Origin of the sequence: Actinophytocola sp. (assembly GCF_036002505.1) — a bacterium.
In the GTDB taxonomy this organism is placed as follows: Bacteria; Actinomycetota; Actinomycetes; order Mycobacteriales; family Pseudonocardiaceae; genus DASYTH01.
Genome location: NZ_DASYTH010000189.1, coordinates 1 through 20,754, shown reverse-complemented (window position 1 = coordinate 20,754; position 20,754 = coordinate 1). Strand labels below are relative to the sequence as shown.

Here is a 20,754-nt window from a genome sequence, read left to right as displayed (position 1 = left end):
TCCTGCATGTATGCGTCCAGCCGGTCGAAGCTCTCGTTCCAGAACCGCTCGAACCCACCGGTCCACTCGTGGACCGGCCGCAGCCCGCGGGCGTCAAGGCCGTACAGGCGCTGCTTGCCTGCCTTGCGGTCCCGCACCAGCCCGACCTCCCGGAGCACCCGCAGGTGTTTGGACGCCCCCGGCTGGGTCATCCCCAGCTCCCGGGCCAACTCGGTCACCGGCCGCTCACCCGCCCGCAGCAGCACCAGGATCTCCCGGCGCTGCGGCTCGGCGATCGCGTTGAAGACGTCCGACGTCGTCGCTGCTCGTGCCACGGCGCCATCATATGCCCATATCGGCATGCGTCAAGCCGGGAGGAATCAGGCGGGCCTTGTCAGATGACGATCGTGACCCTTGTCAGCGGCTGCGGATACGCGTATCCCGGAGACGGCACGCGCGACGGCGGCGGGCAGGGAGGGCGATGGGTGAGAGGATCGCCGCGTCACGCGACTTGCTGATCACCACCCTCTGATTCGTCGGGTCGTTCGATGAGCTTGCCGTTCTTGAACACCGCGCCGGCACGGACCAGCGCGACGAGGTGGGGTGCGTTGACGGCCCGCCACCGGGTCTGCTGATTCGATGAGCTTGAACGCCATCGCGACACCCGCGGCGCGGGAGCCGGGGCCCTTGGTGACTCGCTGGCGAAGCCTGACGGTGGCGAAGGTGGACTCGATCGGGTTGGTGGTGCGCAGGTGGATCCAGTGCTCGGCGGGGTAGTCGTAGAAGGCCAGCAGCACGTCGAGGTCGTTGGTGATCTTGGCGGCCGCCTTGGGCCACTTGGTGCCGTAGTCGGCGGCGAACACGTTGGCCGCGGCTTGGGCGTGGTCCTTGTCCTCGGCGTTCCAGATCTCGGCGAGCGCCTTCTTCGCGCCCGGCTGGGCGGACTTGGGCAGCGCGTTGAGCACGTTGCCGATCTTGTGCCACCAGCACCGCTGCTCGCGGGTCTCGGGGAACACCTCGCGGACCGCGGACCAGAACCCCAGGGCACCGTCGCCGACCGCGAGCACCGGCGCGGCCATGCCACGGCGCTTACAGCCGCGGAGCAGATCGAGCGACGACTCGGTCGATTCGCGTTGCCCGTCGTCAAGCGCGATGAGTTCCTTGGTGCCGTCCGCGCGGACCCCGATCATCACCAGCAGGCACACTTTGTCCTGCTCCAGCCGGACCTTGAGGAGGATCCCGTCGACCCAGCAGTAGACGTAGTCGGTCCCGGCCAGCGACCGCTTGTTGAACGTCGTCGCCTCGTCCTGCCAGTCCTTGGTCAACCTCGTGATCGTCGCCGCCGGCAGGCCGTGGCTGGCACCCAGGAACTGCGTCAACGCCGGACCGAAATCCGAGCTGGACAGGCCGTGCAGGCAAAGCAGCGGCAGCACCTCGGCCACCCGCGGCGGCTTGCGTGCCCACGCGGGCAGGATCGCCGAAGCGAACCGTTTCCGCTCCCCAGTGGCCGGATCGGTGCGCTTGTCGTTGACCCGCGGCGCCCGCACCGGTACCGGGCCCGCCGCCGTGATCACCTCGCGTTCGTTGTGATGACCGTTGCGGACCACCAGCCGGTGACCATTCTCATCGACCTCCTCGGCATGGGCGTCGATGTAGGCCGACACCTCCGCCTGCCGGGCGACCGATGAGCCTGTGCAGGAATGCTGGCGCACCTGTCGATCTGGGCGGGGCCCGTTCGGGGTTGGGGTGCGTGGCGGGACGTGCCCGCCCGGTGAGGAGGAACAGCAGCATGGCGCATTACCTGCTGTCGGTGCACAGCGTTGAGGGTGAGGTCCGTGAGCCGATGACCGAGGAGCAGATGCGGCAGTCGCACCAGCAGTTGGGCGTCATCGAGGAGGAGTTGAAGTCGACCGGTGCCTGGGTGTTCTCCGGCCGGCTGCATGCGCCGGACACGGCCACCGTGGTGCGGGTGTCCGGCGGTGAGGTGTTGACCACCGACGGGCCGTTCGTGGAGGCGAAGGAGCACCTGGGCGGGTTCTACATCATCGACGCTGCGGATCTCGACGCCGCGCTCGCGTGGGCGGGCCGGGTCACCGCCGCCATCAAGGTGCCGATCGAGGTCTGGCCGTTCGCCGATGCGCGAGGAGCCTGACCAGGCCACGGTCGGTCGGATCTTCCGGGAGGAGTCCGGCCGCACGGTGGCGAGTCTGATCCGCGTCTTCGGCGACATCGACCTCGCCGAGGACGCGGTTCAGGACGCGTTCGCGATCGCCCTGCGCAAGTGGCCGAGTGAGGGCCTGCCGCCCAACCCGGGCGGCTGGATCACCACGGCCGCCCGCACCTGTGCCATTGACCGGCTGCGCCGCGAGGTGCGAGGCCGGGAACTGCTCGGCGAGGTGGCGCTGCTTTCGCCCGGCGACACCGATCCGGAGGAGGTGGGAGCGGTGCCGGACGACCGGCTTCGGCTGATCTTCACCTGCTGCCACCCCGCTTTGTCCACCGAGGCGCAGGTGGCGCTCACCCTGCGGTTGCTCGGCGGGTTGTCGACCACCGAAGTCGCCCGATCCTTTCTGATCGCCGAACCGACCATGGCGCAACGTCTCGTGCGGGCCAAGCGCAAGATCAAGGCCGCCCGGATCCCCTACCGGGTGCCGGCCGATCACGAGCTGCCCGATCGGCTGCGTCCAGTGCTGGCCGTCGTCTACCTCCTCTACAACGCGGGGCTGACCCATCCGACGGAGTCGAGTCTGTGCGCCGAAGCGATCCGGCTGGCCAGGATTCTGGCCACCCTCATGCCCGACGAGCCGGAGGTCGCCGGGCTGCTGGCGCTGCTGCTCCTGACCGAGTCCCGCCGCGCGTCGCGCACCCGACCCGACGGTTCTTTCGTGTTGCTCGGCGAACAAGACCGCACGCGATGGGACCGGGCCCTGATCAGGGAGGGGCAGACGATCGTGCGCTGGTGTCTTCGGCGCAACCGACCTGGCATGTATCAGCTGCAGGCCGCGATCAACGCCGTGCACGCCGACGCCGTGGCCGCCGAGCAGACCGACTGGCCGCAGATCCTCACCCTGTACGACCATCTCCTCGCCGTTGCGCCCACCCCGGTCATCGCGCTCAACCGTGCCGTCGCCATCGGCGAGGTACGGGGCCCCGGCGCGGCGCTGGCCCTGGTGGACGACCTGGACCTGGACAACTACCACCCCTTCCACGCCACCCGAGCTGACCTACTCCGGCGCCTGGGCCGCACCGCCGAGGCCGCGGCCGCCTACCAACGTGCGGCGGCCCTGGCACCAACCGAGGCCGAACGGGACTTCCTTAGGCTCGGCGGCCGAGCCTCCCGCTGAGCACAAGATTCCCTGTCCGGTTACGACACGCGTCAGCCCGGCTCGACAGGACGTCGTGCCGCGCTCGAGGGCGGGTCTCGATCGGCCCGTGGTGTCCTGGAGCGATGGCCACCTCGGGTGATCCGGCGCCGCGGCCGTGGTGGGCACCGTGATCTCGGTGGTCAACCAGGGTGACGTGCTGATCGAAGGCCAGGCGAGCGGGGTCACGTGGGGTGCGGATCGTCGTCAACTATGTGGTCCCGTTCATCGTGGCGAGCGTGGCCTACCTGTCCGCCTGCCGCAGCCGGCATCGCGTTGAACGATCTGGTCGTCCACGCCATGGGCCGGCACGAACTCACCAAGAAGCGGGCCAAGAAAACGATCGACGAAGCCGTGCGACACGGGGAAGAGCTGGGCAACAACCCGGCGCTCACTGATTTCCACGACGTGCCCGTCCGGGCCCTGTCCGGCCAGGACCCCGCGCTCACCGAGAAACTGCTGACGAAAGCCGACGAGGTGCCCGCCGGCGGCACTCCGCGCGGGGACTGGCCGGCATGGCTTTCCCGCTGGTTCGACGCCGAAAACACCAGCGGCACGCTCAATGCGAACAGCTGGCTGCTCCGCAAGCGGGAGGAGGTCATCAAGCCGGCCCGGGCGATCCTGAGCAAGATGCGGAGGCCCCCCGCGACGAGCCTCGTCTCCATGGCGAGTCGCGGTTATCCGACGCTGGTCAGCGCGTCCGGTGAACCGACGTCCTACGCGCGGCTCTCCGCCGACTCGGCGTGGCGCCGCGAACACGAGGAGATGTTGCTCCGCTTCAACATGCTGCGCGACGACCCCTTACTGCCTCCCGGCGCGATGAGCTACATCAAATAGCGGTGAGCGGGATGCCCGACTCCGCCAGGCGTACCGGCTGACCGGTGTCGAGGGAGTGGTTGGCGGCGATGCCGATCCCGCTGCTGCGGAGGCCGTCGAGGAGACCGGCGCGGTGGCGGAGGGGGTCGGGGGCGGGGGTGGGGTGGAAGATGTCGTTGAGGAGGAGGCTGTCGCCGCCGCCGTGCGGGCCGTCGCCGTCGGGGATCGGGAGGTCCTGGGCGAGGGACCAGTGGTGCTGGAGGCGGAGGTGGGCGCCTGCGGGGCGGGAGTTGGTGGGAGTGGCGGATTCGGGGTGGTCGGGGGAGACGCTGGGGTCGACGGCGGGGCGGCCGACCATTCCGGCGGCGCCGGCGGGGAGGACGTGGCCGCGTTCGACGACGTCGAGCTCCAGGCGTCCGGCGGTGCCGTTCAGCGCGACGCGGTAGCCCTCCCACGGGGAATGGGCGTTGAGCGAGTAGGTGAGGGTGGCGCCGGAGCGGTAAGCGACCAGCACCGAGAGGTTGTCCTCGATGGTGATGCCGGGGGCGAAGACGTCGCGGTCGCGGAGGTAGCCGTCGTCGGGTTCGGCCTCCAGGTAGAGCCGGCGCAGGGTGTCGTCGGCGGCGAGGTCGAGGGCGAACGGGTCGGCGGCGGCGCCGGGCCAGCCGGTGGAGCGCTCGGGGCGCGGGCCGAGACCGCGCCGGGCGGCGTTGCCGGCGCCGTAGAAACGCAGTGATCCCAGGGCGAACACGGTCTCCGGGATGTCGTCGAGCCACCAGTTGACCAGGTCGAAATGATGGCTCGCCTTGTGCACCAGCAGCCCGCCGGAGTTCGCCTTGTCCCGGTGCCAGCGGCGGAAGTAGTCGGCGCCGTGCACGGTGTCCAGCACCCACTCGAAGTGCACCGAGGTGACCTCGCCGATCGCCCCGCCGGCGATCAGCCGGCGCAGCTCGCCGTTGCGCGGCGAGTAGCGGTAGTTGAACGTCACCAGCAGCCGTCCGTCCGAAGTGGACGCTGTGTCGGCGATCGCCCGGGCCCCCGTTTCGGTGGTGGTCAACGGTTTCTCGACGACGACGTCGCGGCCGGCGCGCAGTGCGGCGACCGCATAGTGGTGGTGGGTGGCGTCCGGCGAGGTCACGATCACCGCGTCCGGCCGGGCCTCGTCGAGCAGCTCGGCGAACCGCTCGGGCGGGTAGCGCGCCGGCGCGGGCAGACCGGCCCGGCGCAACGTCTGGTCGTGGAACGACATTCGGGTCGGGTTGGGATCGCACCAGGCCACCACCTCGCCGGTGTCGGCATGGGTCGACGCGAGCGCCTCGACGTACATCCGGGCCCGCGCGCCGGCACCGACCACCGCGTACCGCCGGCGAGCGATCGTAGGCACATCTCCTCCTCAGGGTGACGGCACCAGTCCCTCGTGCCGCACGGTCCACGTCCCGTCGTCGGGAAACCCCGGGCTCGGCCGGCCGCCGTCGCCGTCCCAGCCGGCCGCCATCAGCGCGACCGCGGCCAGCAGCCCGCCGTTGCCCGGCAGGTACACCGGCAGCCGGTCGGTCTGCCGGTTGTGCCCGTTGGGCAGGTAGGTGTTCTTCGGGGTGTCGAGCAGCAGGGTGTCCACCGCGGTGTGCGGCTCGCCGAGCCGCACGGCGGTCATCGCCGTCGCCGGGAAGTCCCAGCCCCAGGCGCTTTCCCAGTCCCAGGTGGACAGCACGTCGTGCAGCGTCGCGCGCATCGTCGCGGCGTCGACCAGTCCGGTGTCCGGCACCACGCCGAGCGCGTAGAGCATCGACGGGTGGTCGGCGCGCACGGTCCACGGCGGGGTGCCGATGGCGGTGTAGCGGCCATCCAGCACGTGTGGCGGGACCAGGTTCTCGGCCACCTTCGTCCACAGTGGATCCGGCGGGAGCCCGAGCCGGACCCGCCACTCCTGCGCGACCCGAAGCGCCCACGCCCAGTAGGCCAGCTCGAACGTCGGGTTCGCCGTCGTGGCCCGCTGCTCGTAGTACGACTCCTGCGCCGGAACCAGCGGTGGCGCCAGCGCGTACCCGGCCTCGGTGGCCACCACGACATCGGCCATGAACGCGGCCGACTCGAGTACGCACTCGGTGTAGCGCCGGGCCGCCTCGTCGCCGCGGGCCCGCCGCACCAGCTCGGCGAGGTGGATCGGGTGCGGCTGCTGCCAGAGCAGGAACGGGGCGATCGGGCTCGGGCTCTCCCGCCCGTCCGGGCCGACCTGCTTCGGCCACCGCGCGCCGGCGAAACCCTGGCGCCGCGCGGTTGCCCGGGCTCTGTCCACAATGGACGAATACCAGCTGAGGTTGCGGGTGAGCAGCCCGGTCCGGTTCCACAGCGCGAAATGCGCGCCGTGCCACCAGTGCATCTCGAGGTGGAACTTGCCGTGCCAGCTGTTCACCATCAGGCCGGTCTCCTGCGGCGGCAGCGACCCGGCGCAGTGGATGGCGGTGAGGTACTGGGACAGCACGATCCGGCGTTCCAGCTCCGGCGCCCGCGGATCGGCGCTCCCGCCGAGGTCGACGGCCCCGCCGGACTCCCAGAACCGCGGCCAGTGCGCCGCGCTCGCGGCCAGCACCTCGGCGAACGGCGGCGGCTCGGCGCCGGGGGTCGGATCGAACCCCACCGCCAGCTCGAACTCGTCGCGCTCCGCCCACACCACGAACTCGTGCTCGCCGGTCTGCTGCACGGTCGCGCCCGGGCCGGGGCGCAGCCACACCACGAGCCGGGTGCCGTCCAGCTCCCGGTCGATCCGGTAACCGGTTTCCGAGGACGACGGCACGCTGCGGTGCGCCTCGGGCCGGGTCCAGTCGGCCGCGTCGTTCCAGGACGGCGAGCCGTAGGGGAAGGCCACCCGCACGCCCAACCGCCGGGCCGCGAGCCCCGGCGAGACCACCCGTAACCCGAGCACGTCCCGCCGGGGATGGCAGCAGGTCACCACCTCGACCGGGTCCCCGCCCAGCCGGACCGCACTGGTGATCACCCCGGTCCACAGGTCGAGCCGCTGCCGCACCTCGCCGCCAAGGGAAGGCGCGCGCGCATCCTCGCCGACGAACCCGATCCGGACCAGGTCGAGGCGGTGCGGGTTGGCCCGCAGCCACTGCTGCTCCGGCGTCGGCTCCCCGCTGTCGAGGTCGACGTAGCCGACCGGCCCGTGCGGCGAGTCGTACTCCCGGACGCTGCCGGCCAGCGCCGGGGCGGGAACCGGCGCCGGCAGGCTGTGCCAGGCCCACTGGGTCAGGGTGCCCAGCAGCGTGCCGGCCGGCGCCACCGGGTAGCGCCCGGGAAACGTCTGCAGCCCGGTGACGTCGACCGTGCAGCACAGCTCCCCGTTTCCCACCGACAGCGGGGAACGCGGGTCGACCCCGGTCACCTCGACGGCATGCCGCTCCACCAGTGCTCGGCGATCAATGGCGCTCACAGCAGAGCCTCCCCTTGCGACGAAAGCGTCGTTCCTCACGCTGAGTGCGAGGAACGACGCATTCATCGCACCCCCGGATCTTCATCACCCGCCGATCGCCTTCGACACCTCGTCGATGAAGCGCCGGGCCGCGTCCGCCGGCTTGATCTTGTCGAACAGCACGTCCGAGTTGATCCGCTGGAGGATCTGCAGGGTGTCGGTGGAGCCGACCGGGCCGAGCACCAGCGCGGGGGAGACCTTGGCGCTCACCTTGGTGATGAAGGCGACCTCCACCTTCTGGTGCTCGTTGAGCGAGCCGGCGATGGCGTCGCGGATCTTCTTGTTCGCCGGGATGCCGCGGTCGGTGCCGATCGCCGCGCCCGCCGCCGGGTCGCTGACCAGGAAGTTGATCAGCTTGGCGGCCTCCTGCGGGTGCGCCGACCGGGCGTTGACCGTGTACAGCTGGGAGGCCTGCAGCCACATCCCGGCCTGCTTGTTCACCGTTTCGCCCGGCACCCGGAGCAGCTGCAGCGGCTTGCCGGACGCGGTGCGCAGCGCCGTCAGCCGGTTGCTCCACTCCAGCCGCATGGCCGCGGTGCCCTTGCCCATCAGGGTCTGCTCGGGGGCGGAGAGCGCGGCCTGCTCGACGGTCACCGTGGCCTTCGGGGTGGCGCCGGAGTTCCGCATCCGGGTGGTCATCTCGAACCACCTCGTCAGCGTGCCGGCACTGATCGCGACCTTGCCCTCGGGGCTGTAGACGCCCTCGCCGAGCTGCTTGGAGAACAACTCGATCCCCTCCGGCGCGGTGGGATCCTCGGATCCGACGGTGCCGGGCGGTGCCTTGGCCACGATCTCCCCGGCGATCCGCTCGTAGTCCGCCCAGGACCATTTCTCGTCGTCCGGCAGCGGCACGCCGGCGGCCTGGAAGAGCGCCGGGTTGACCACGATCCCGTAGGTGTTCACCCCGGTGGGCACGCCGTACTGGACGTTGTCGAAGTTCCCGTTGCTCACCGCCGCTTTGTCCAAAGTGGACAGATCGAGCTGGCCGGACACCTCCTTCAGGTCGAGCAAAGCGCCGCGGCCGCCGTACTCGCGCGGGTAGACGCCGCCCATCGTGATCACGTCCGGCGCGTCGTTGGCCGCGACCTGGGTGGCGATCCGGTCGAAGTAGGCGTTGAAGTCGGCGTACTCGCCCTTGACCTTGATGGTGGGGTTCGCGTTCTGGAAGGCGTCGAGCGCCTTCTGCGTGGCCGCCGCCCGCTGCTCGTTGCCCCACCAGGAAAAGCGCAGCTCGACCGGCCCGCCCGAGTCGCCGCTGGAGCCCGATGAGCACGCGGAGATCGCCAGCGCGGCGACTACCACCATGGAAAACCTGAGTCTGGTCATGTTCCTACTCCTCACTTGATGCCCGTCGTCGCGATGCCCTGGGTCAGATACCGTTGCCCGGCAAGGAAGAAGCCGAAGATCGGGGCGAGCCCGACGATCGACATGGCGAACAGTTCCCCCCAGGAGCTGCGGCCCTGGCCGTCCAGGAAGGTGCGCAGCGCCACCGGCACCGTGTAGAGGTCCTTGTCGGTCAGGAAGATGAGCTGGCTGAAGAAGTCGTTCCAGGTCCAGATGAAGGTGAACACCGCCGTCGTGGCCAGCGCCGGCATGCACAGCGGCATGATGATCCGCCAGTAGATCCGGAAGTGCCCGCAGCCGTCGATCCGCGCGGCCTCGTCCAGGTCGGTCGGCAGCGACCGGATGAACTGCACCATCAGGAACACGAAGAACGCGTCGGTGGCCAGGAACTTCGGCACGATCAGCGGCAGGTAGGTGTTGATCCAGTCCAGCTGGGCGAACAGCACGTACCGCGGCACGATCAGCACGTGGATCGGCAGCATGATCGTGGCCAGCATCGCGGCGAACATGATTCGCTTGCCGGGGAAGGAAAGCCGGGCGAAAGCGTAGGCCGCCAGCGAGCAGGACAGCAGGTTCCCGACCACCGACGCCACGGCGATGATCGCCGAGTTGAGCAGGAACTTCTGGAACGGCGCGCCGAGCGCGGTCCAGCCGTGGACGTAGTTGCCGAAGGAGAACGCGCCCGGCCACAGCGACGGGTCCCGGAAGATGATGTCGGTCGGCTTGAACGAGCTGGACAGCATCCAGAGCAGCGGGTAGAGCATCACCAGGCCCAGCGCCACCAGCAGCGCGTGCCGCAGCGGTGCCGGCATCCGGCGGTCCAGGACCGTGGCGTCAGTCACCGTAGAACACCCATCGCTTGGCCAGCAGGAAGTTGAGCGCGGTGAACGCCGCGATGATCAGCAGCAGCAACCAGGCCAGCGCCGAGGCGTAGCCCATCTGGAACGAGCCGAACCCGCGCTGGTACAGGTACAGCGTGTAGAACAGGGTCCGGTCGGACGGCGCGCCGGTGCCGCCGCTGACCACGAACGCCTGGGTGAACGTCTGGAACGCGCCGATCATCTGCAGCACCAGGTTGAAGAAGATGATCGGGGTCAGCAGCGGGATGGTGACGTGCCGGAACCGCGCCCAGCGCCCGGCGCCGTCGATCGCGGCCGCCTCGTAGTACATGGTCGGGATCTGCCGCAGCCCGGCCAGGAAGATCACCATCGGCGCGCCGAACGTCCACACGTTCAGCACCACCAGCGTGCCGAGCGCGAAGTCCGGGTGCGCGATCCAGCCGACGCCCTGGATGCCGAGCAGCGCCAGCAGGTCGTTGACCAGCCCGTCGGTGCCGAACATCTGCCGCCACAGGATCGCGATCGAGACGCTCCCGGCCAGCAGCGACGGCAGGTAGTAGACCGAGCGGTAGAAGGCCAGCCCGCGCACGCCGCGGTTGAGCAGCAGCGCCAGGGCGAGCGCGACCGCCAGTTGCAGCGGCACGGAGATGAACACGTAGCGGAAGGTCACCCCGAGCGAGGTCATCAGGCGCTGGTCGCTGAGCATGCGGACGTAGTTCTGCAGCCCGATCCAGCGCGGCGGGCGCAGCAGCGAGTAGCTGGTGAACGAGAGGTAGAGCGAGGCCAGGATCGGGCCGATGGTGATCGCGAGCATGCCGACGATCCAGGGCGCGAGGAACAGGTAGGCCGCCCGGGCGTCGCGCCGGCGCAGCCGGTCGGACCTCCGGCGCCGCCGGGCGTCGTGGCGCACCGTGGCGCGGGCCGGCGCGGGTACCGGCGGCGCCGCGAGGGAGACGGCGCCGGGTCGTGCCTGGGGCTCGGTCACGCACCCTCCTCGGCATCGTTGCCGCCGTGGTGTGGTACGACCACGGTAGCGAGAAACCGCTTTCTATCAAGTCCGATTGAAACGTGTCAATACCGGGCCCTCAAGTGAGTCATCCGATGAAAATCGCAGCTAGGCGGACTGGATCCTTACAGGGCGACCGGAAAGCGGTTACTGTGTTGGCCCGTCACCGATGAGCGGAGGAGCGATGCCCGAACCGTCCTGGATCCGCGTCCGCGGCGACCGGCTCGTCGACGAGTCCGGCACCACCGTCGTCCTCGCCGGCTACGGGCTCGGCGGCTGGATGAACATGGAGAACTTCATCACCGGCTACCCGAGCACGGAGTCGTTGCAGCGCAAGGCGTTGCGCAACGCCCTGGGCGAGGAGGGGTACCGGCGGTTCTTCGAGGCGTTCCTGGACGACTTCTTCGGCCCCGACGACGCGGCCTACCTCGCCTCGCTCGGCCTCAACGCCCTGCGTGTCCCGCTGAACTACCGGCACTTCGAGTCCGATGACGCGCCGTTCGAGATCATCGAGGCCGGCTTCGCCCCGCTGGACCGGCTGATCGACCGCTGCGCCGCGCACGGCATCTACACCATCCTCGACCTGCATGCCCTGCCCGGCAGCCAGAACCAGCACTGGCACAGCGACAACCCCACGCACTGGGCGCACTTCTGGACGCACCGGCACTTCCAGGACCGGGTGGTGCACCTGTGGGAGGCGATCGCCACCCGCTACGCCGGCCGGCCCGAGGTCGCCGGCTACAACCTGGTCAACGAGCCGGCCGACGCCACCGGCGCCGTGATCGGCCCGTTCTACCAGCGGCTCGAGCGCGCCATCCGCGCCATCGACCCGAAGCACGTGCTGTTCCTCGACGGAAATCGGTACGCCACCGACTTCAGCGTGTTCGATGATCCCTTCGAGAACACCGTCTACAGTGCACACGACTATGCCCTGCCCGGCATCGCGCACGGCGCCACCTACCCCGGAACCGTCCGGGGCCAGCACTTCGTCCGTGCCACCATCGAGCAGACGTTCCTACACCGCACCGAGTTCATGCGGAGCACCGGCACCCCGATCTGGATCGGCGAGTTCGGCCCGGTCTACACCGGCGACGCGGACATCGACGCGATGCGCTACCGGCTGCTGCGCGACCAGCTCGAGATCTACGCCGAGCACGGCGCGAGCTGGAGCCTGTGGACCTACAAGGACATCGGGCTTCAGGGCCTGGTGTACACCGCGCCGGACTGCGGCTACCTTCAGCGGATCGCGCCGGTGCTGGCCAAGAAAGCGCGCCTCGGCGCGGATTCATGGGGCGCCGACGACAGCAACGTCCGCTATCTCCTCGACCCGATCGACAAGCTGTTCGACGAGGAGTTCCCCAACTTCGACCCGTTCCCCTGGGGCCGCAAGTCTTGGGTGGCCACGCTGGTGCGCAATATCCTTTTCGCCGAGCCCCTCGTCGGTGAGTTCGGCCGCTGCTTCACCGGTGTCACACCGGAAGAAGCCGAACGCCTCGCCGCCGACTTCGCGTTCGCCAACTGCGTGCCGCGGACCGGGCTCGCCGAGATCCTCAAGGAGCACCGTGGCGGCTGAGCCCGAGTCACCGAACGGCGCCGCGCGGCGGGTGACGATCAGCGAGGTCGCGCAGGCCGCGCGGGTGTCGCGGGCGACCGTGTCCCGGGTGATGAACGGGAGGTCGAGCGTGGCCCCGGAGCTGGCCGCCCGGGTGCGGGCCACCGCGGCCTCGCTGGGGTACGCGCCGAGCCCGGTGGCGCGCAGCCTCGCCCTCGGCCGCACCTCCACGGTCGCGATCATCGTGCCGGACCTGTCCAATCCGATGTTCCAGCTGGTGTTGCGCGGCCTCGGCCAGGCGGCGGCCGCGCAGGGCCACCGGCTGATCGTCGCCGAGTCGAACGAGGACCCGCGGGAGGAGGCGCTGCTGGCCGTGGAGGTCGGCCGCCGCTGCGACGGCGTGGTGCTGGCCTCGTCCCGGCTCACCGACGACGACCTTGCCGACCTCGTCCACCGGCTCGGCCCGGTGGTGCTGGTCAACCGCGACCTGCCGGAGCTCGAGGTGCCGAGCCTGACCGTCGACTACGCCGCCGGCGTCCGCGACCTGGCCGTGCACCTGATCGCGCTGGGCCACACCCGGCTCGCCTACCTCGCCGGCCCCAGCGCCAGCGCCGCCGACCGCGAACGCCTGCGCAGCCTCCGCGTCGCCGCCCGCGACCGCCCCAGCGTCGAGCTCACCGAGATCCGCTGCGGCGGCACGTTCGGCGACGGCCACGCCGCGGCCCGGGCCGTCCTCGACTCCGGCGCCACCGGCGTGGTCGCCTTCAACGACATCGTCGCCTTCGGCGCCATCAGCGGCCTGCACGAGCTCGGCGTCCGGGTCCCCGAGCAGATCTCCGTCGCCGGCTTCGACGACATCCCGTTCGCCCGCTACACCACCCCGCCGCTGACCACCGCCTCGGTACCCCAACACGAGCTGGGAAGCCAAGCCTGGCAGCGACTCTGGGCCGTCCTGCAGAACCTCCCACCCCAGCACAACATCACCTTCCGGCCCCGCCTCGTCGTCCGCAAGAGCACCGCCCCCGCCCCGGCCACCCCGCACCCCCCGCCCCGCCGAAGACGCCGCCCTCCGGCCTGACGCTTGTCGGGCATGTTGGCCGCTCACGTCGCCGAGTTGGCGCCTGGCGTTGCCATGTTGGCCTCTGGCGTCGTGGCCAGCCAACACAATGACGTGGCGGGCCAACACGCCGACGCAGCGGGCCAACACGCCGACGTGAGACGCCAACACGGCCTGCCGGTCAGGGGAGCGATCGGGGCAGGCCGAACCGGGGGAGCAGGTCGCTGTCGAAGCGGGTGAACGCGCTGATCTTCGCACCGGTGAGGGTGAGGACGAACAGGCCGGAGCCGTGCCGGATGCCGGTCGTGGCGCGCAGGTAGGCGCCGAACGCCGGCTGGCCGTTGGCTCGCGTGGGGACGAGGTCGACCCGGCGGCCCGAGCGGAAGATGCGGCCGAAGAGGCGGGCGGCGACGTCGCGGCCCTGGTATTCCAGGGGAATCGGCGGCATGGAGACGAACACGTCGTCGGTGAGCAGGGCGACCAGCGCGTCCACGTCACCGGACTCGTAGGCGCGGGCGAAGTTCGCCACGAGTACCTGCTCGGCGGGTGAGTCGGCGGCGGGCGCCGGTTCGGTCGGCGGCAGCCGGCGGTGCAGGCCGGCGCGGGCCCGTTTGAGGGCGCTGTTGACCGACTCCACCGTCGAGTCCAGCATCTCGGCGACCTCGTTCGCGTGGAATCCGAGGACGTCGCGCAGGATGAGCACGGCGAGCTGGCGCGGCGGCAGGACCTGAAGGGCGGTCACGAAGGCCAGGGAGATGGCTTCGGTCCGCTCGTAGCGGGCCTCGGGGCCGAGCGGCACGTCCATCGCCCCCTCGAGGAGGGCGTCGGGAATGGGCTCGAGCCAGACGACCTCGCCGAGCCCGGTCGGTTCGAGCGGTTCGACGTCGGGCATGTCCCAGTTCCGGCCCGGGCGCCGGCTGGCCGACCGGCGCGCGTTGAAGCACCGGTTGGTGGCCACCCGGTAGAGCCAGGTGCGGATCGAGGCGCGTCCCTCGAACCCGGCGAGGCCCTGCCAGGCGGCCAGCAGCGTGTCCTGCAGGGCGTCCTCGGCGTCCTGCAGCGAACCGAGCATCCGGTAGCAGTGCACCTGCAGCTCGCGGCGGTAAGGCTCGGTCAGCGCCTGGAACGCCGCGCCGTCTCCGGCCCGCGCCCGTGAGATCAGGTCGGCTGTCACCCACTCCACCTCCATACCGGTACCGACACCGGCCGGGCGCCGAACTGGGCGGCCGGCGGGCGCCCAGTTTCCCGCCATCGCGGTGTCTACCCCATTCGACAGCTCCGGGCACAGGAAGGAACCAGAGATGATGCTGCAGGACAAGGTCGCGGTGATCTACGGAGCCGGCGGCGGGATCGGCGGCGGCGTGGCCCGCGCCTTCGCGGCCGAGGGGGCCCGGGTCTTTCTCACCGGGCGCCGCCTGGCATCCGTAGAACTTCTTGCCAAGGAGATCGGCGGCTTTGCCGAGGCGGCGGAGGTCGACGCGCTCGACGAGCAGGCCGTGGACGAACACCTGCGGTCCGTGGTGAACAAGGCCGGCCGGGTCGACATCTCGTTCAACGCGATCGGCATCCCGAACTCGCCGATCCTCGGTGTGCCACTGGCCGACCTCGATGCCGAGCAGTTCTCGTTGGCCCTCAACGCCTACACGACGTCGTACTTCCTGACCGCGCGCCGGGCGGCCCGGCGGATGATCCCGAACAGCTCGGGGGTGATCATGACCGTCACCGCCCTGCACTCGCGGATCGGCATTCCCTTCGTGGGCGGCTACGGCCCGGCGATGGCCGCCAAGGAGGCGCTCACCCGGCACCTCTCCGCCGAGCTCGCTCCGCACGGCATCCGCGTGGTCGGCCTGCGACCGCAGGGCATGCCGGAGACCCGCACGATCCGGGACGCCTTCGAGCCGCGCGCCAAGGCGACGGGAATGACCTGGGAGCAGTGGCAGGACCTGCTCGCCAGCCGGACCCACCCGCGGCGGCTGATGACGGTCGAGGAGATGGCGGGCACTGCGGCGTTCCTGGCGTCCGACAGGGCGAGCGGGATGACCGGAACCACGGTCAACCTGACCATGGGGAGCCTGGACGACTAGAAGGGCGTGGATGCGTTGAAGGCCGCCTTCGAGACGTTGAACGTCCCGAAGGCGGCCTTCAGGGCATCGCCAGCCGTCGCTGCTACCGGCGCAGGCCGAGACGCTTGATCAGCGTCCGGTAGCGCTGGATGTCCGTCTTCCGCAGGTAGTTGAGCAACCGGCGGCGGCGGCCGCCCCGCACCTGCAGGCCACGACGGCTGTGGTGGTCCAGCTTGTGCGTCTTGAGATGGTCGGTGATGTCGGCGATCCGGCGGGTCAGCAGTGCGATCTGAACCTCCGGCGAACCGGTGTCACCGTCGAAGGTCGCGTACTCCTTGATGATCTGCGCTTTGATCTCGGCTTCGAGAGCCAAACGAATCTTCCTTTGCGGAGGGAAGTTCGGCCAGCCGCGAAGATCAAGCCCGCGCCCCTGGAGGTGGGTGACGTCAGTGCCTCGTTGTGGGGCGGACATGTTCGCGCTGACCACGACATTGCTGGTCTGCGGTCAGTTGCGGTGACATGTCAGCTCCCTTCCCAACGGTCTAGGCGGATGCCAGTGTACTGATCAGGTTGCCGAGATGGCGGCGCCACATGTCGATGATCAGAACCGGGCGCATGCCGACGCTTTCGTAGAGTCCCAGTGCCGGGGTGACGTTGTTGGTGTCGACGTGCAGGATGGTGCCGGTGCGGCCGGTGCGGCCGGTGCGGCCGGCTCGGCTGTCGGCGGCGAACGCGGTGCGCAGCAGGTACTTGGCGATGCCGCGGCCGCGGGCCTCGGGTAGCACGCCGAGGTCGGAGACGTAGCCGCAGTTCTCGTCCTCGATGAAGCGGTCGCTGGTCATGATGATCGCGGCGGGGCGGGAGTCGAGCGACGCCACGGTGAGTTGGGGCCAGTCGAAGACGCTTTCCTGATCGAGCCGCTGGCGCCAGTCGTCGAACGGGCGGGGGAACCAGCCGTAGTGGTCCTTGAACGACTCGTTCAGCACGGCGTGCGCGGTGCGCAGGAAGTCCTCGTCGCCGGGTCCGGTGTGGACGGTGAGGCCCGGCGGCGCGGCCGGGTTCGGCGTGCCGGGCCCGTGGTCGACGCGCATCCGGTGGAACACGGTCTCCGGCCGAAAGCCCTGCTCGGCGGCGGCCGCGCGGGCCCGGGTGTCGTCGCGGTAGATCCCCTGGTCGACGGCGCACGACCGGTGCCCACCGGCCCGCGCCAGCTCCGCGGCCCGGGTCAGCACCTGCGCGTACAGCCACCGGGCCAGTTCCGGGTCGTAGGCGATGACCTCGACATCGGCCTCCTCCCCGGTGCCCTTTCCGATCATCCAGGCGAACCCGGCGAGCTCGCCGTCCGGCGTGAACCCGAGCCAGCTGCCGGTCGCCGCGTCGAACCCCGGCTCGACGAGCTGGTCCCGCATCTCGTCGAGGGTGAAGTCGGCGTGGCCGAGCACCTCGACGTTGTACCGGCTGACCAGGCCGAAGATCAGCTCTGCGTCCGCCGGCGTGGCGTGCCGCCAGGTGTGCCCGGCGGGCAGGTTGACCGTCATGGGGCTGGAGTGTGCGGCAAACACCCGGCTCCACGCATGTGGGTTTTGCCTGGTCTGCCGGTTAGGCTGCGGGCCACCAGCTGGCCGAAACCGGGGGTGACGTGCTCTTCCACCTCGCAAGGTTGATCACCCGCCTGGCCCGGACACGGGGTTGGGCGGTGCCGGTCGCGGTGGTGGTGTTCGTGTTCCTGACGAGCTGGCCGTTGATGGCCCTCGCGGAGCCGGCCGGGAGCCGGATCGTCGAGCCCACGGTGTACTGGTGGTACTTCGTGGTGACCGCGGCGACTGTCGGCTACGGCGACTTCTTCCCGACCACGGTCGCCGGGCATGCCGTGGGCGCCTACGTCATCGTCGGCGGGATCGCCACGCTCACCACCGTGTTCGCCAGGCTGGCGTCGATGCTCGAGCGAGCGAAGGGACGGCGCATGCAAGGGGCCAACCCGGTCAACGCCACCGGCCACATCGTGCTGTTCGGCTACGCGCCGGGCCGCACCGAGCGGATCGTCGCCGAGCTGCTCGCCGAGACCCGCCGCCGGGTGGTGCTCTGCGCGTGGGACGAGGTGGCCACGCACCCGGTACCCGAGCACGATGTCGACTTCGTGCGGGGCGAGCTCACCGCGGAGGACGTGGCGCGCCGAGCCGGGGTGGACCGCGCCCGCGCCGTGCTCGTGGATGCCCGCGACGACAACGAGGCGCTCGCCGTCGCGGTGACCGTGCACCACGTCGCCGCCGGTGCGCACGTGGTGGTCGCCCTGCGCGACCTGGCCCGGGCTTCGCTGCTGCACCACGTCAACGCGGGCATCCGCTGCGTGCAGTGGCACACCCCGCACATGGTCACCGAGGAGCTGACCTCGCCCGGCATCGCCGAGGTGTACACCGAGCTGATGACCCCCGGCGGCACCAACACCTACTCCACCCGGCTGCCGGATTCGCTGGGCCCGGTCCTGGTCACCGACTGCCAGACCGCCCTCGGCCGCCGCTACTCGGCCACCCTGCTCGCCGTCCGCACCGGCGAGAACCTCCTGGTCAGCCCGGACTGGCGCACCGAACTGCCGGCCGGCACCGTGGTCTATTACCTCAGCCAGCGGCGCCTCACGGTCGAGGAGATCACCGCCGCGCTCCGCGGTTCGTCCACCCCCAGTAGGACTTGACAGCCATTGCCAATGCTGTTCCCAGGATTTTCTCAGGACCAGCGAATATCAATTACGTGTGGCGCGACGAAGATCGGGGGTGCTGGCCCGCGGCATCGCGGCGGTCGTCGCCGGGTCGGTCGTGGTCTGGTTCGCCACGTCGAGCGGGGTCGCGCCGGAGCCGTCGGAAGCCACGGTCTCACCGCCGCGGAAACTTGAGAGCCCGCAGGGCGCGCCGGACGTGGTGATCGCCACGCCGCCCACCACCACCTCCGCCGGGGCCGAGTTGGCCGGGGCGCCGGTCAGCGCGGTGGTCCAGGCCGCCGAGCGGGCCGCGGCGCCCGGGATGAACCTGGGTGTGGCGGTGCTGGACGTGAGTTCCGGTGAGCTGGTCGAGGGGAGCAATGCCCGGCGGCAGGTCTACTCGGCCTCGCTGGCCAAGCTGATCGTCGTGGTGGACATGGTGGATCGCCGCCGCTCCAACGGTCTGACCATCACCGCGTCCGATGTGGACCTGGTCGGGCGCGCGCTGCGGGGAAGCGACGACGGCGCCATGAACGTGCTGTGGGGCCGGTTCGACGGCCAGGGCGCGATCGGCCGGGTGGCCACTCGCCTCGGCCTCACCGGCACCGAGGCGCCGGACGACTCCACCCAGTGGGGCGAAACCCTCGTGACGGCGACCGACTTCACCAAGATCTACCAGCACATCCTGAAGGACCTCACGCCCGAGGACCGCCAGCTGATCACCGGTCCGCTCGCCTCCGCACAGCACATCGCGGTCGACGGCTTCGACCAGTTCTTCGGCCTGCTCCTGCACGGCGCGTCGGCACAGGTCTACGCCAAGCAGGGCTGGGTGAACTACCGCCCGTCGACGGTCTACCTGCACAGCGCGGGCGTCGTACACAGCGACCGAACCGGCAAGGACTACGCGGTCGCCCTGTTATCCCAGCAGTCCGCCAGCAACCAGATTGCACGGAGCCGCCTGTCAGCAGCAGCCACCGCGGCCTTCGTCGCACTGGGCGTCGGCTGACGCTTGCCGCTCGGATGGCGAGGTGTCCGGCTGGTGCTCAGTTCGCCTGTACCCTTACACCTGCAACGGGCCACCTGCAACATCCTTGTCGTTCTGATCGATCTACCACAGGAACCTGACGGGACACGCAGGCGGGACGGAGGTGTGGACGTGAGGGCACGCATCTTCTACAGCTCCACTGAGCCCTCCCAGGCCGACGTCATCTCGGGTGAGCTCAGACGGCTCGGGGTTAGTACCGAGCTGGTCGATCTTCGTTTTGTTTCGACGATCACAGAACAATGTGATGCCATAATCGGTGACGGTATAAACGTCGTCGACACGTCAATTGACGACGTTACGGCCTCAGCCCTTGTGGGCTTTGCGCTGGGTACGGGAATGCCGTTGCTCGTGTTGAAGGACGGAAGGGAATCATTGACCATCGGGCCGGAGGCCGTGAACCTTCTGGTGACCGAGCGGATCAGGATCGAAGCTGACCTCGCGCAGCTCATGGAACGCCTTGCGCACAACCAGTCCTTGACGCACGACCGCGTCGGCCTGTTTGCGCCGGTCGATCCGGCCGAGCCGGTCGCCATCGTGTGTGCGGAGATACCGAGGGAGCTTAGGCCCGCATACGCGCAACCCGAGCACCGTGACTTTCTTCGGTACTCGACTTTCGCGGATATTGACGCGCTCATCCTACTTATGGTGTGGTTCTCAGCAAGCAAGCACCGCGCTGTACAGGCATACACGAGCACGGACCTTCCGGAGAACGTGTTCCTGAGCCACATCATGGTAGTCGGTGGCCCATCTTGGAACAAGCTGGCCCGGTCCCTCTACCAACAGATCTGTTTGCCGATCGACCATCTGGACGGTGGCCCGGGAAAGCCCGACCCCATCGCAACGCGTTCCGGTGAGGACCGTTGGCTACCGGAGTTCCGGGATGACGAGGTCGCCAGTGACGTCGGATTTGTAGCACAGGTTACCAGTCCCTTTCAGCCCGACCGCACGGTGACCATATTTGGTGGAATTCTGACCCACGGTGTCGAGGCGGCTGTCAAAGCATTCACCTCTCCCCAAGTTCGTACGTCGAACTGGGAGCTCGTGAAACCGCTGATCGCCCCCCCGAGCCGGGGATTCTGTGTTGTTTTTCGGGCCCGCGTGGTGCTCAACACCAACGTGCCGCCCGACTTCCGGCATCCGGGTGTCCTGCTCGCTGCCTTCGCCTGCGTCGAGGGGGCGTTCGTCCGTGTCCAAACGCCATGACCTCGCGGTCGTTGTGCCGGTTTTCGACACGTCACCGATCTATGTCGACCAGTGCGTGGCATCTCTGTACCGCGCTGCGCTGTTCTACCGACTCGCCTCCGTTTCGGTCATCCTGGTGGATGATGGATCGACCATGCATAATGTCAACCGGTACGACAAGACGGTAGAGCAGTGGCGAAAACAGGGCCTGGACATCGCACTACTCAGCCATGAAGAGAATCGTGGGATGGCGGCGGCACGGGATGTTGGTATCCGTTCGGCCAAGGCCGATTGGGTGGTGCTGGTGGACTCGGATGATATGGTGTCCCCGTGGGCGTTCGAGGC

The 20,754-nt window shown here is 69.6% G+C and carries 19 protein-coding genes and 1 pseudogene; 10 read left to right on the top strand and 10 right to left on the bottom strand.

Annotated features, from left to right (window positions below; genetic code table 11):
• Together VGR06_RS15905 and VGR06_RS15900 are read right to left on the bottom strand one after the other, a co-directional pair.
• Window positions 1–314: metalloregulator ArsR/SmtB family transcription factor (locus VGR06_RS15905; RefSeq protein WP_327559850.1), on the bottom strand; the 314-nt coding region annotated here is incomplete at its 3' end.
• Window positions 315–481: 167 nt separating this feature from the next.
• A pseudogene (locus VGR06_RS15900) lies at window positions 482–1,658 on the bottom strand (IS256 family transposase); the annotation flags it as partial.
• A 110-nt stretch (window positions 1,659–1,768) separates the two neighbouring features.
• Here VGR06_RS15900 and VGR06_RS15895 point away from each other — a divergent pair.
• The 3 genes from VGR06_RS15895 (at window position 1,769) to VGR06_RS15885 (ending at window position 4,178) form a co-directional block, all read left to right on the top strand.
• On the top strand, window positions 1,769–2,131 hold the full coding sequence (locus tag VGR06_RS15895; protein ID WP_327559849.1) for a YciI family protein: 363 nt from the start codon (window positions 1,769–1,771) through the stop codon (window positions 2,129–2,131).
• A complete protein-coding gene (locus tag VGR06_RS15890) occupies window positions 2,115–3,323 on the top strand; it encodes an RNA polymerase sigma factor (protein WP_327559848.1) in 1,209 nt (402 codons plus the stop codon). The genes VGR06_RS15895 and VGR06_RS15890 overlap by 17 nt, the downstream gene beginning before the upstream one ends.
• A gap of 294 nt (window positions 3,324–3,617) precedes the next feature.
• On the top strand, window positions 3,618–4,178 hold the full coding sequence (locus VGR06_RS15885) for a hypothetical protein (protein WP_327559847.1): 561 nt from the start codon (window positions 3,618–3,620) through the stop codon (window positions 4,176–4,178).
• On the opposite strand, the gene VGR06_RS15880 is transcribed toward VGR06_RS15885, so the two are convergent.
• The 5 genes from VGR06_RS15880 to VGR06_RS15860 all read right to left on the bottom strand — a co-directional run bounded on the left by VGR06_RS15880 (window position 4,171) and on the right by VGR06_RS15860 (window position 10,797).
• Window positions 4,171–5,541 carry a Gfo/Idh/MocA family oxidoreductase gene (locus tag VGR06_RS15880; RefSeq protein WP_327559846.1) on the bottom strand — a complete coding sequence of 457 codons (1,371 nt, stop codon included), beginning with the start codon at window positions 5,539–5,541 and terminating at the stop codon, window positions 4,171–4,173. The two genes, VGR06_RS15885 and VGR06_RS15880, sit on opposite strands and share 8 nt — an antisense overlap.
• A 9-nt stretch (window positions 5,542–5,550) precedes the next feature.
• On the bottom strand, window positions 5,551–7,590 hold the full coding sequence (locus VGR06_RS15875) for a hypothetical protein (protein ID WP_327559845.1): 2,040 nt from the start codon (window positions 7,588–7,590) through the stop codon (window positions 5,551–5,553).
• A gap of 84 nt (window positions 7,591–7,674) precedes the next feature.
• Window positions 7,675–8,955, bottom strand: coding sequence for an ABC transporter substrate-binding protein (locus VGR06_RS15870; RefSeq protein ID WP_327559844.1), 1,281 nt, complete (start codon window positions 8,953–8,955; stop codon window positions 7,675–7,677).
• Between the two features lie 11 nt (window positions 8,956–8,966).
• Complete coding sequence (locus tag VGR06_RS15865) at window positions 8,967–9,815, bottom strand: carbohydrate ABC transporter permease (RefSeq protein ID WP_327559843.1); 849 nt, start codon at window positions 9,813–9,815, stop codon at window positions 8,967–8,969.
• Window positions 9,808–10,797 (bottom strand): sugar ABC transporter permease, encoded by a 990-nt coding sequence (locus VGR06_RS15860; protein WP_327559842.1) that lies wholly within the window; start codon window positions 10,795–10,797, stop codon window positions 9,808–9,810. The genes VGR06_RS15865 and VGR06_RS15860 overlap by 8 nt, the downstream gene beginning before the upstream one ends.
• Before the next feature lie 205 nt (window positions 10,798–11,002).
• On the opposite strand from VGR06_RS15860, the gene VGR06_RS15855 reads away from it, so the two are divergent.
• Complete coding sequence (locus VGR06_RS15855) at window positions 11,003–12,391, top strand: glycoside hydrolase family 5 protein (protein WP_327559841.1); 1,389 nt, start codon at window positions 11,003–11,005, stop codon at window positions 12,389–12,391.
• Window positions 12,381–13,448 carry a LacI family DNA-binding transcriptional regulator gene (locus tag VGR06_RS15850; protein ID WP_327559840.1) on the top strand — a complete coding sequence of 356 codons (1,068 nt, stop codon included), beginning with the start codon at window positions 12,381–12,383 and terminating at the stop codon, window positions 13,446–13,448. The genes VGR06_RS15855 and VGR06_RS15850 overlap by 11 nt, the downstream gene beginning before the upstream one ends.
• Before the next feature lie 160 nt (window positions 13,449–13,608).
• Here the strand turns inward: VGR06_RS15850 and VGR06_RS15845 are convergent, their stop codons facing one another.
• Complete coding sequence (locus tag VGR06_RS15845) at window positions 13,609–14,601, bottom strand: sigma-70 family RNA polymerase sigma factor (protein ID WP_327559839.1); 993 nt, start codon at window positions 14,599–14,601, stop codon at window positions 13,609–13,611.
• A 127-nt stretch (window positions 14,602–14,728) separates the two neighbouring features.
• On the opposite strand from VGR06_RS15845, the gene VGR06_RS15840 reads away from it, so the two are divergent.
• The gene (locus VGR06_RS15840; protein WP_327559838.1) at window positions 14,729–15,511 is read left to right on the top strand and encodes an SDR family NAD(P)-dependent oxidoreductase; all 783 of its coding nucleotides are present in this window, start codon (window positions 14,729–14,731) and stop codon (window positions 15,509–15,511) included.
• Between the two features lie 82 nt (window positions 15,512–15,593).
• On the opposite strand, the gene rpsO is transcribed toward VGR06_RS15840, so the two are convergent.
• Window positions 15,594–15,863, bottom strand: a complete 270-nt coding sequence (gene rpsO / locus VGR06_RS15835) for a 30S ribosomal protein S15 (protein WP_327559851.1) — start codon at window positions 15,861–15,863, stop codon at window positions 15,594–15,596.
• Between the two features lie 169 nt (window positions 15,864–16,032).
• Window positions 16,033–17,028, bottom strand: coding sequence for a GNAT family N-acetyltransferase (locus VGR06_RS15830; RefSeq protein ID WP_327559837.1), 996 nt, complete (start codon window positions 17,026–17,028; stop codon window positions 16,033–16,035).
• 101 nt (window positions 17,029–17,129) lie between these two features.
• On the opposite strand from VGR06_RS15830, the gene VGR06_RS15825 reads away from it, so the two are divergent.
• The 4 genes from VGR06_RS15825 to VGR06_RS15810 all read left to right on the top strand — a co-directional run.
• Window positions 17,130–18,179 (top strand): NAD-binding protein, encoded by a 1,050-nt coding sequence (locus tag VGR06_RS15825; RefSeq protein WP_327559836.1) that lies wholly within the window; start codon window positions 17,130–17,132, stop codon window positions 18,177–18,179.
• Between the two features lie 58 nt (window positions 18,180–18,237).
• A complete protein-coding gene (locus VGR06_RS15820; protein WP_327559835.1) occupies window positions 18,238–19,188 on the top strand; it encodes a serine hydrolase in 951 nt (316 codons plus the stop codon).
• Between the two features lie 150 nt (window positions 19,189–19,338).
• A complete protein-coding gene (locus tag VGR06_RS15815) occupies window positions 19,339–20,430 on the top strand; it encodes a hypothetical protein (protein WP_327559834.1) in 1,092 nt (363 codons plus the stop codon).
• The coding region (locus tag VGR06_RS15810; RefSeq protein ID WP_327559833.1) for a glycosyltransferase family A protein at window positions 20,414–20,754 on the top strand (341 nt) is incomplete at its 3' end. The genes VGR06_RS15815 and VGR06_RS15810, both read left to right, overlap by 17 nt.

Coding starts and splice junctions, on each gene's coding strand:
- VGR06_RS15895 (WP_327559849.1), top strand. CDS start 1,769: ATGGCGCATTACCTGCTGTCGGTGCACAGCGTTGAGGGTGAGGTCCGT.
- VGR06_RS15890 (WP_327559848.1), top strand. CDS start 2,115: ATGCGCGAGGAGCCTGACCAGGCCACGGTCGGTCGGATCTTCCGGGAG.
- VGR06_RS15870 (WP_327559844.1), bottom strand. CDS start 8,955: ATGACCAGACTCAGGTTTTCCATGGTGGTAGTCGCCGCGCTGGCGATC.
- VGR06_RS15855 (WP_327559841.1), top strand. CDS start 11,003: ATGCCCGAACCGTCCTGGATCCGCGTCCGCGGCGACCGGCTCGTCGAC.
- VGR06_RS15840 (WP_327559838.1), top strand. CDS start 14,729: ATGATGCTGCAGGACAAGGTCGCGGTGATCTACGGAGCCGGCGGCGGG.
- VGR06_RS15830 (WP_327559837.1), bottom strand. CDS start 17,028: ATGACGGTCAACCTGCCCGCCGGGCACACCTGGCGGCACGCCACGCCG.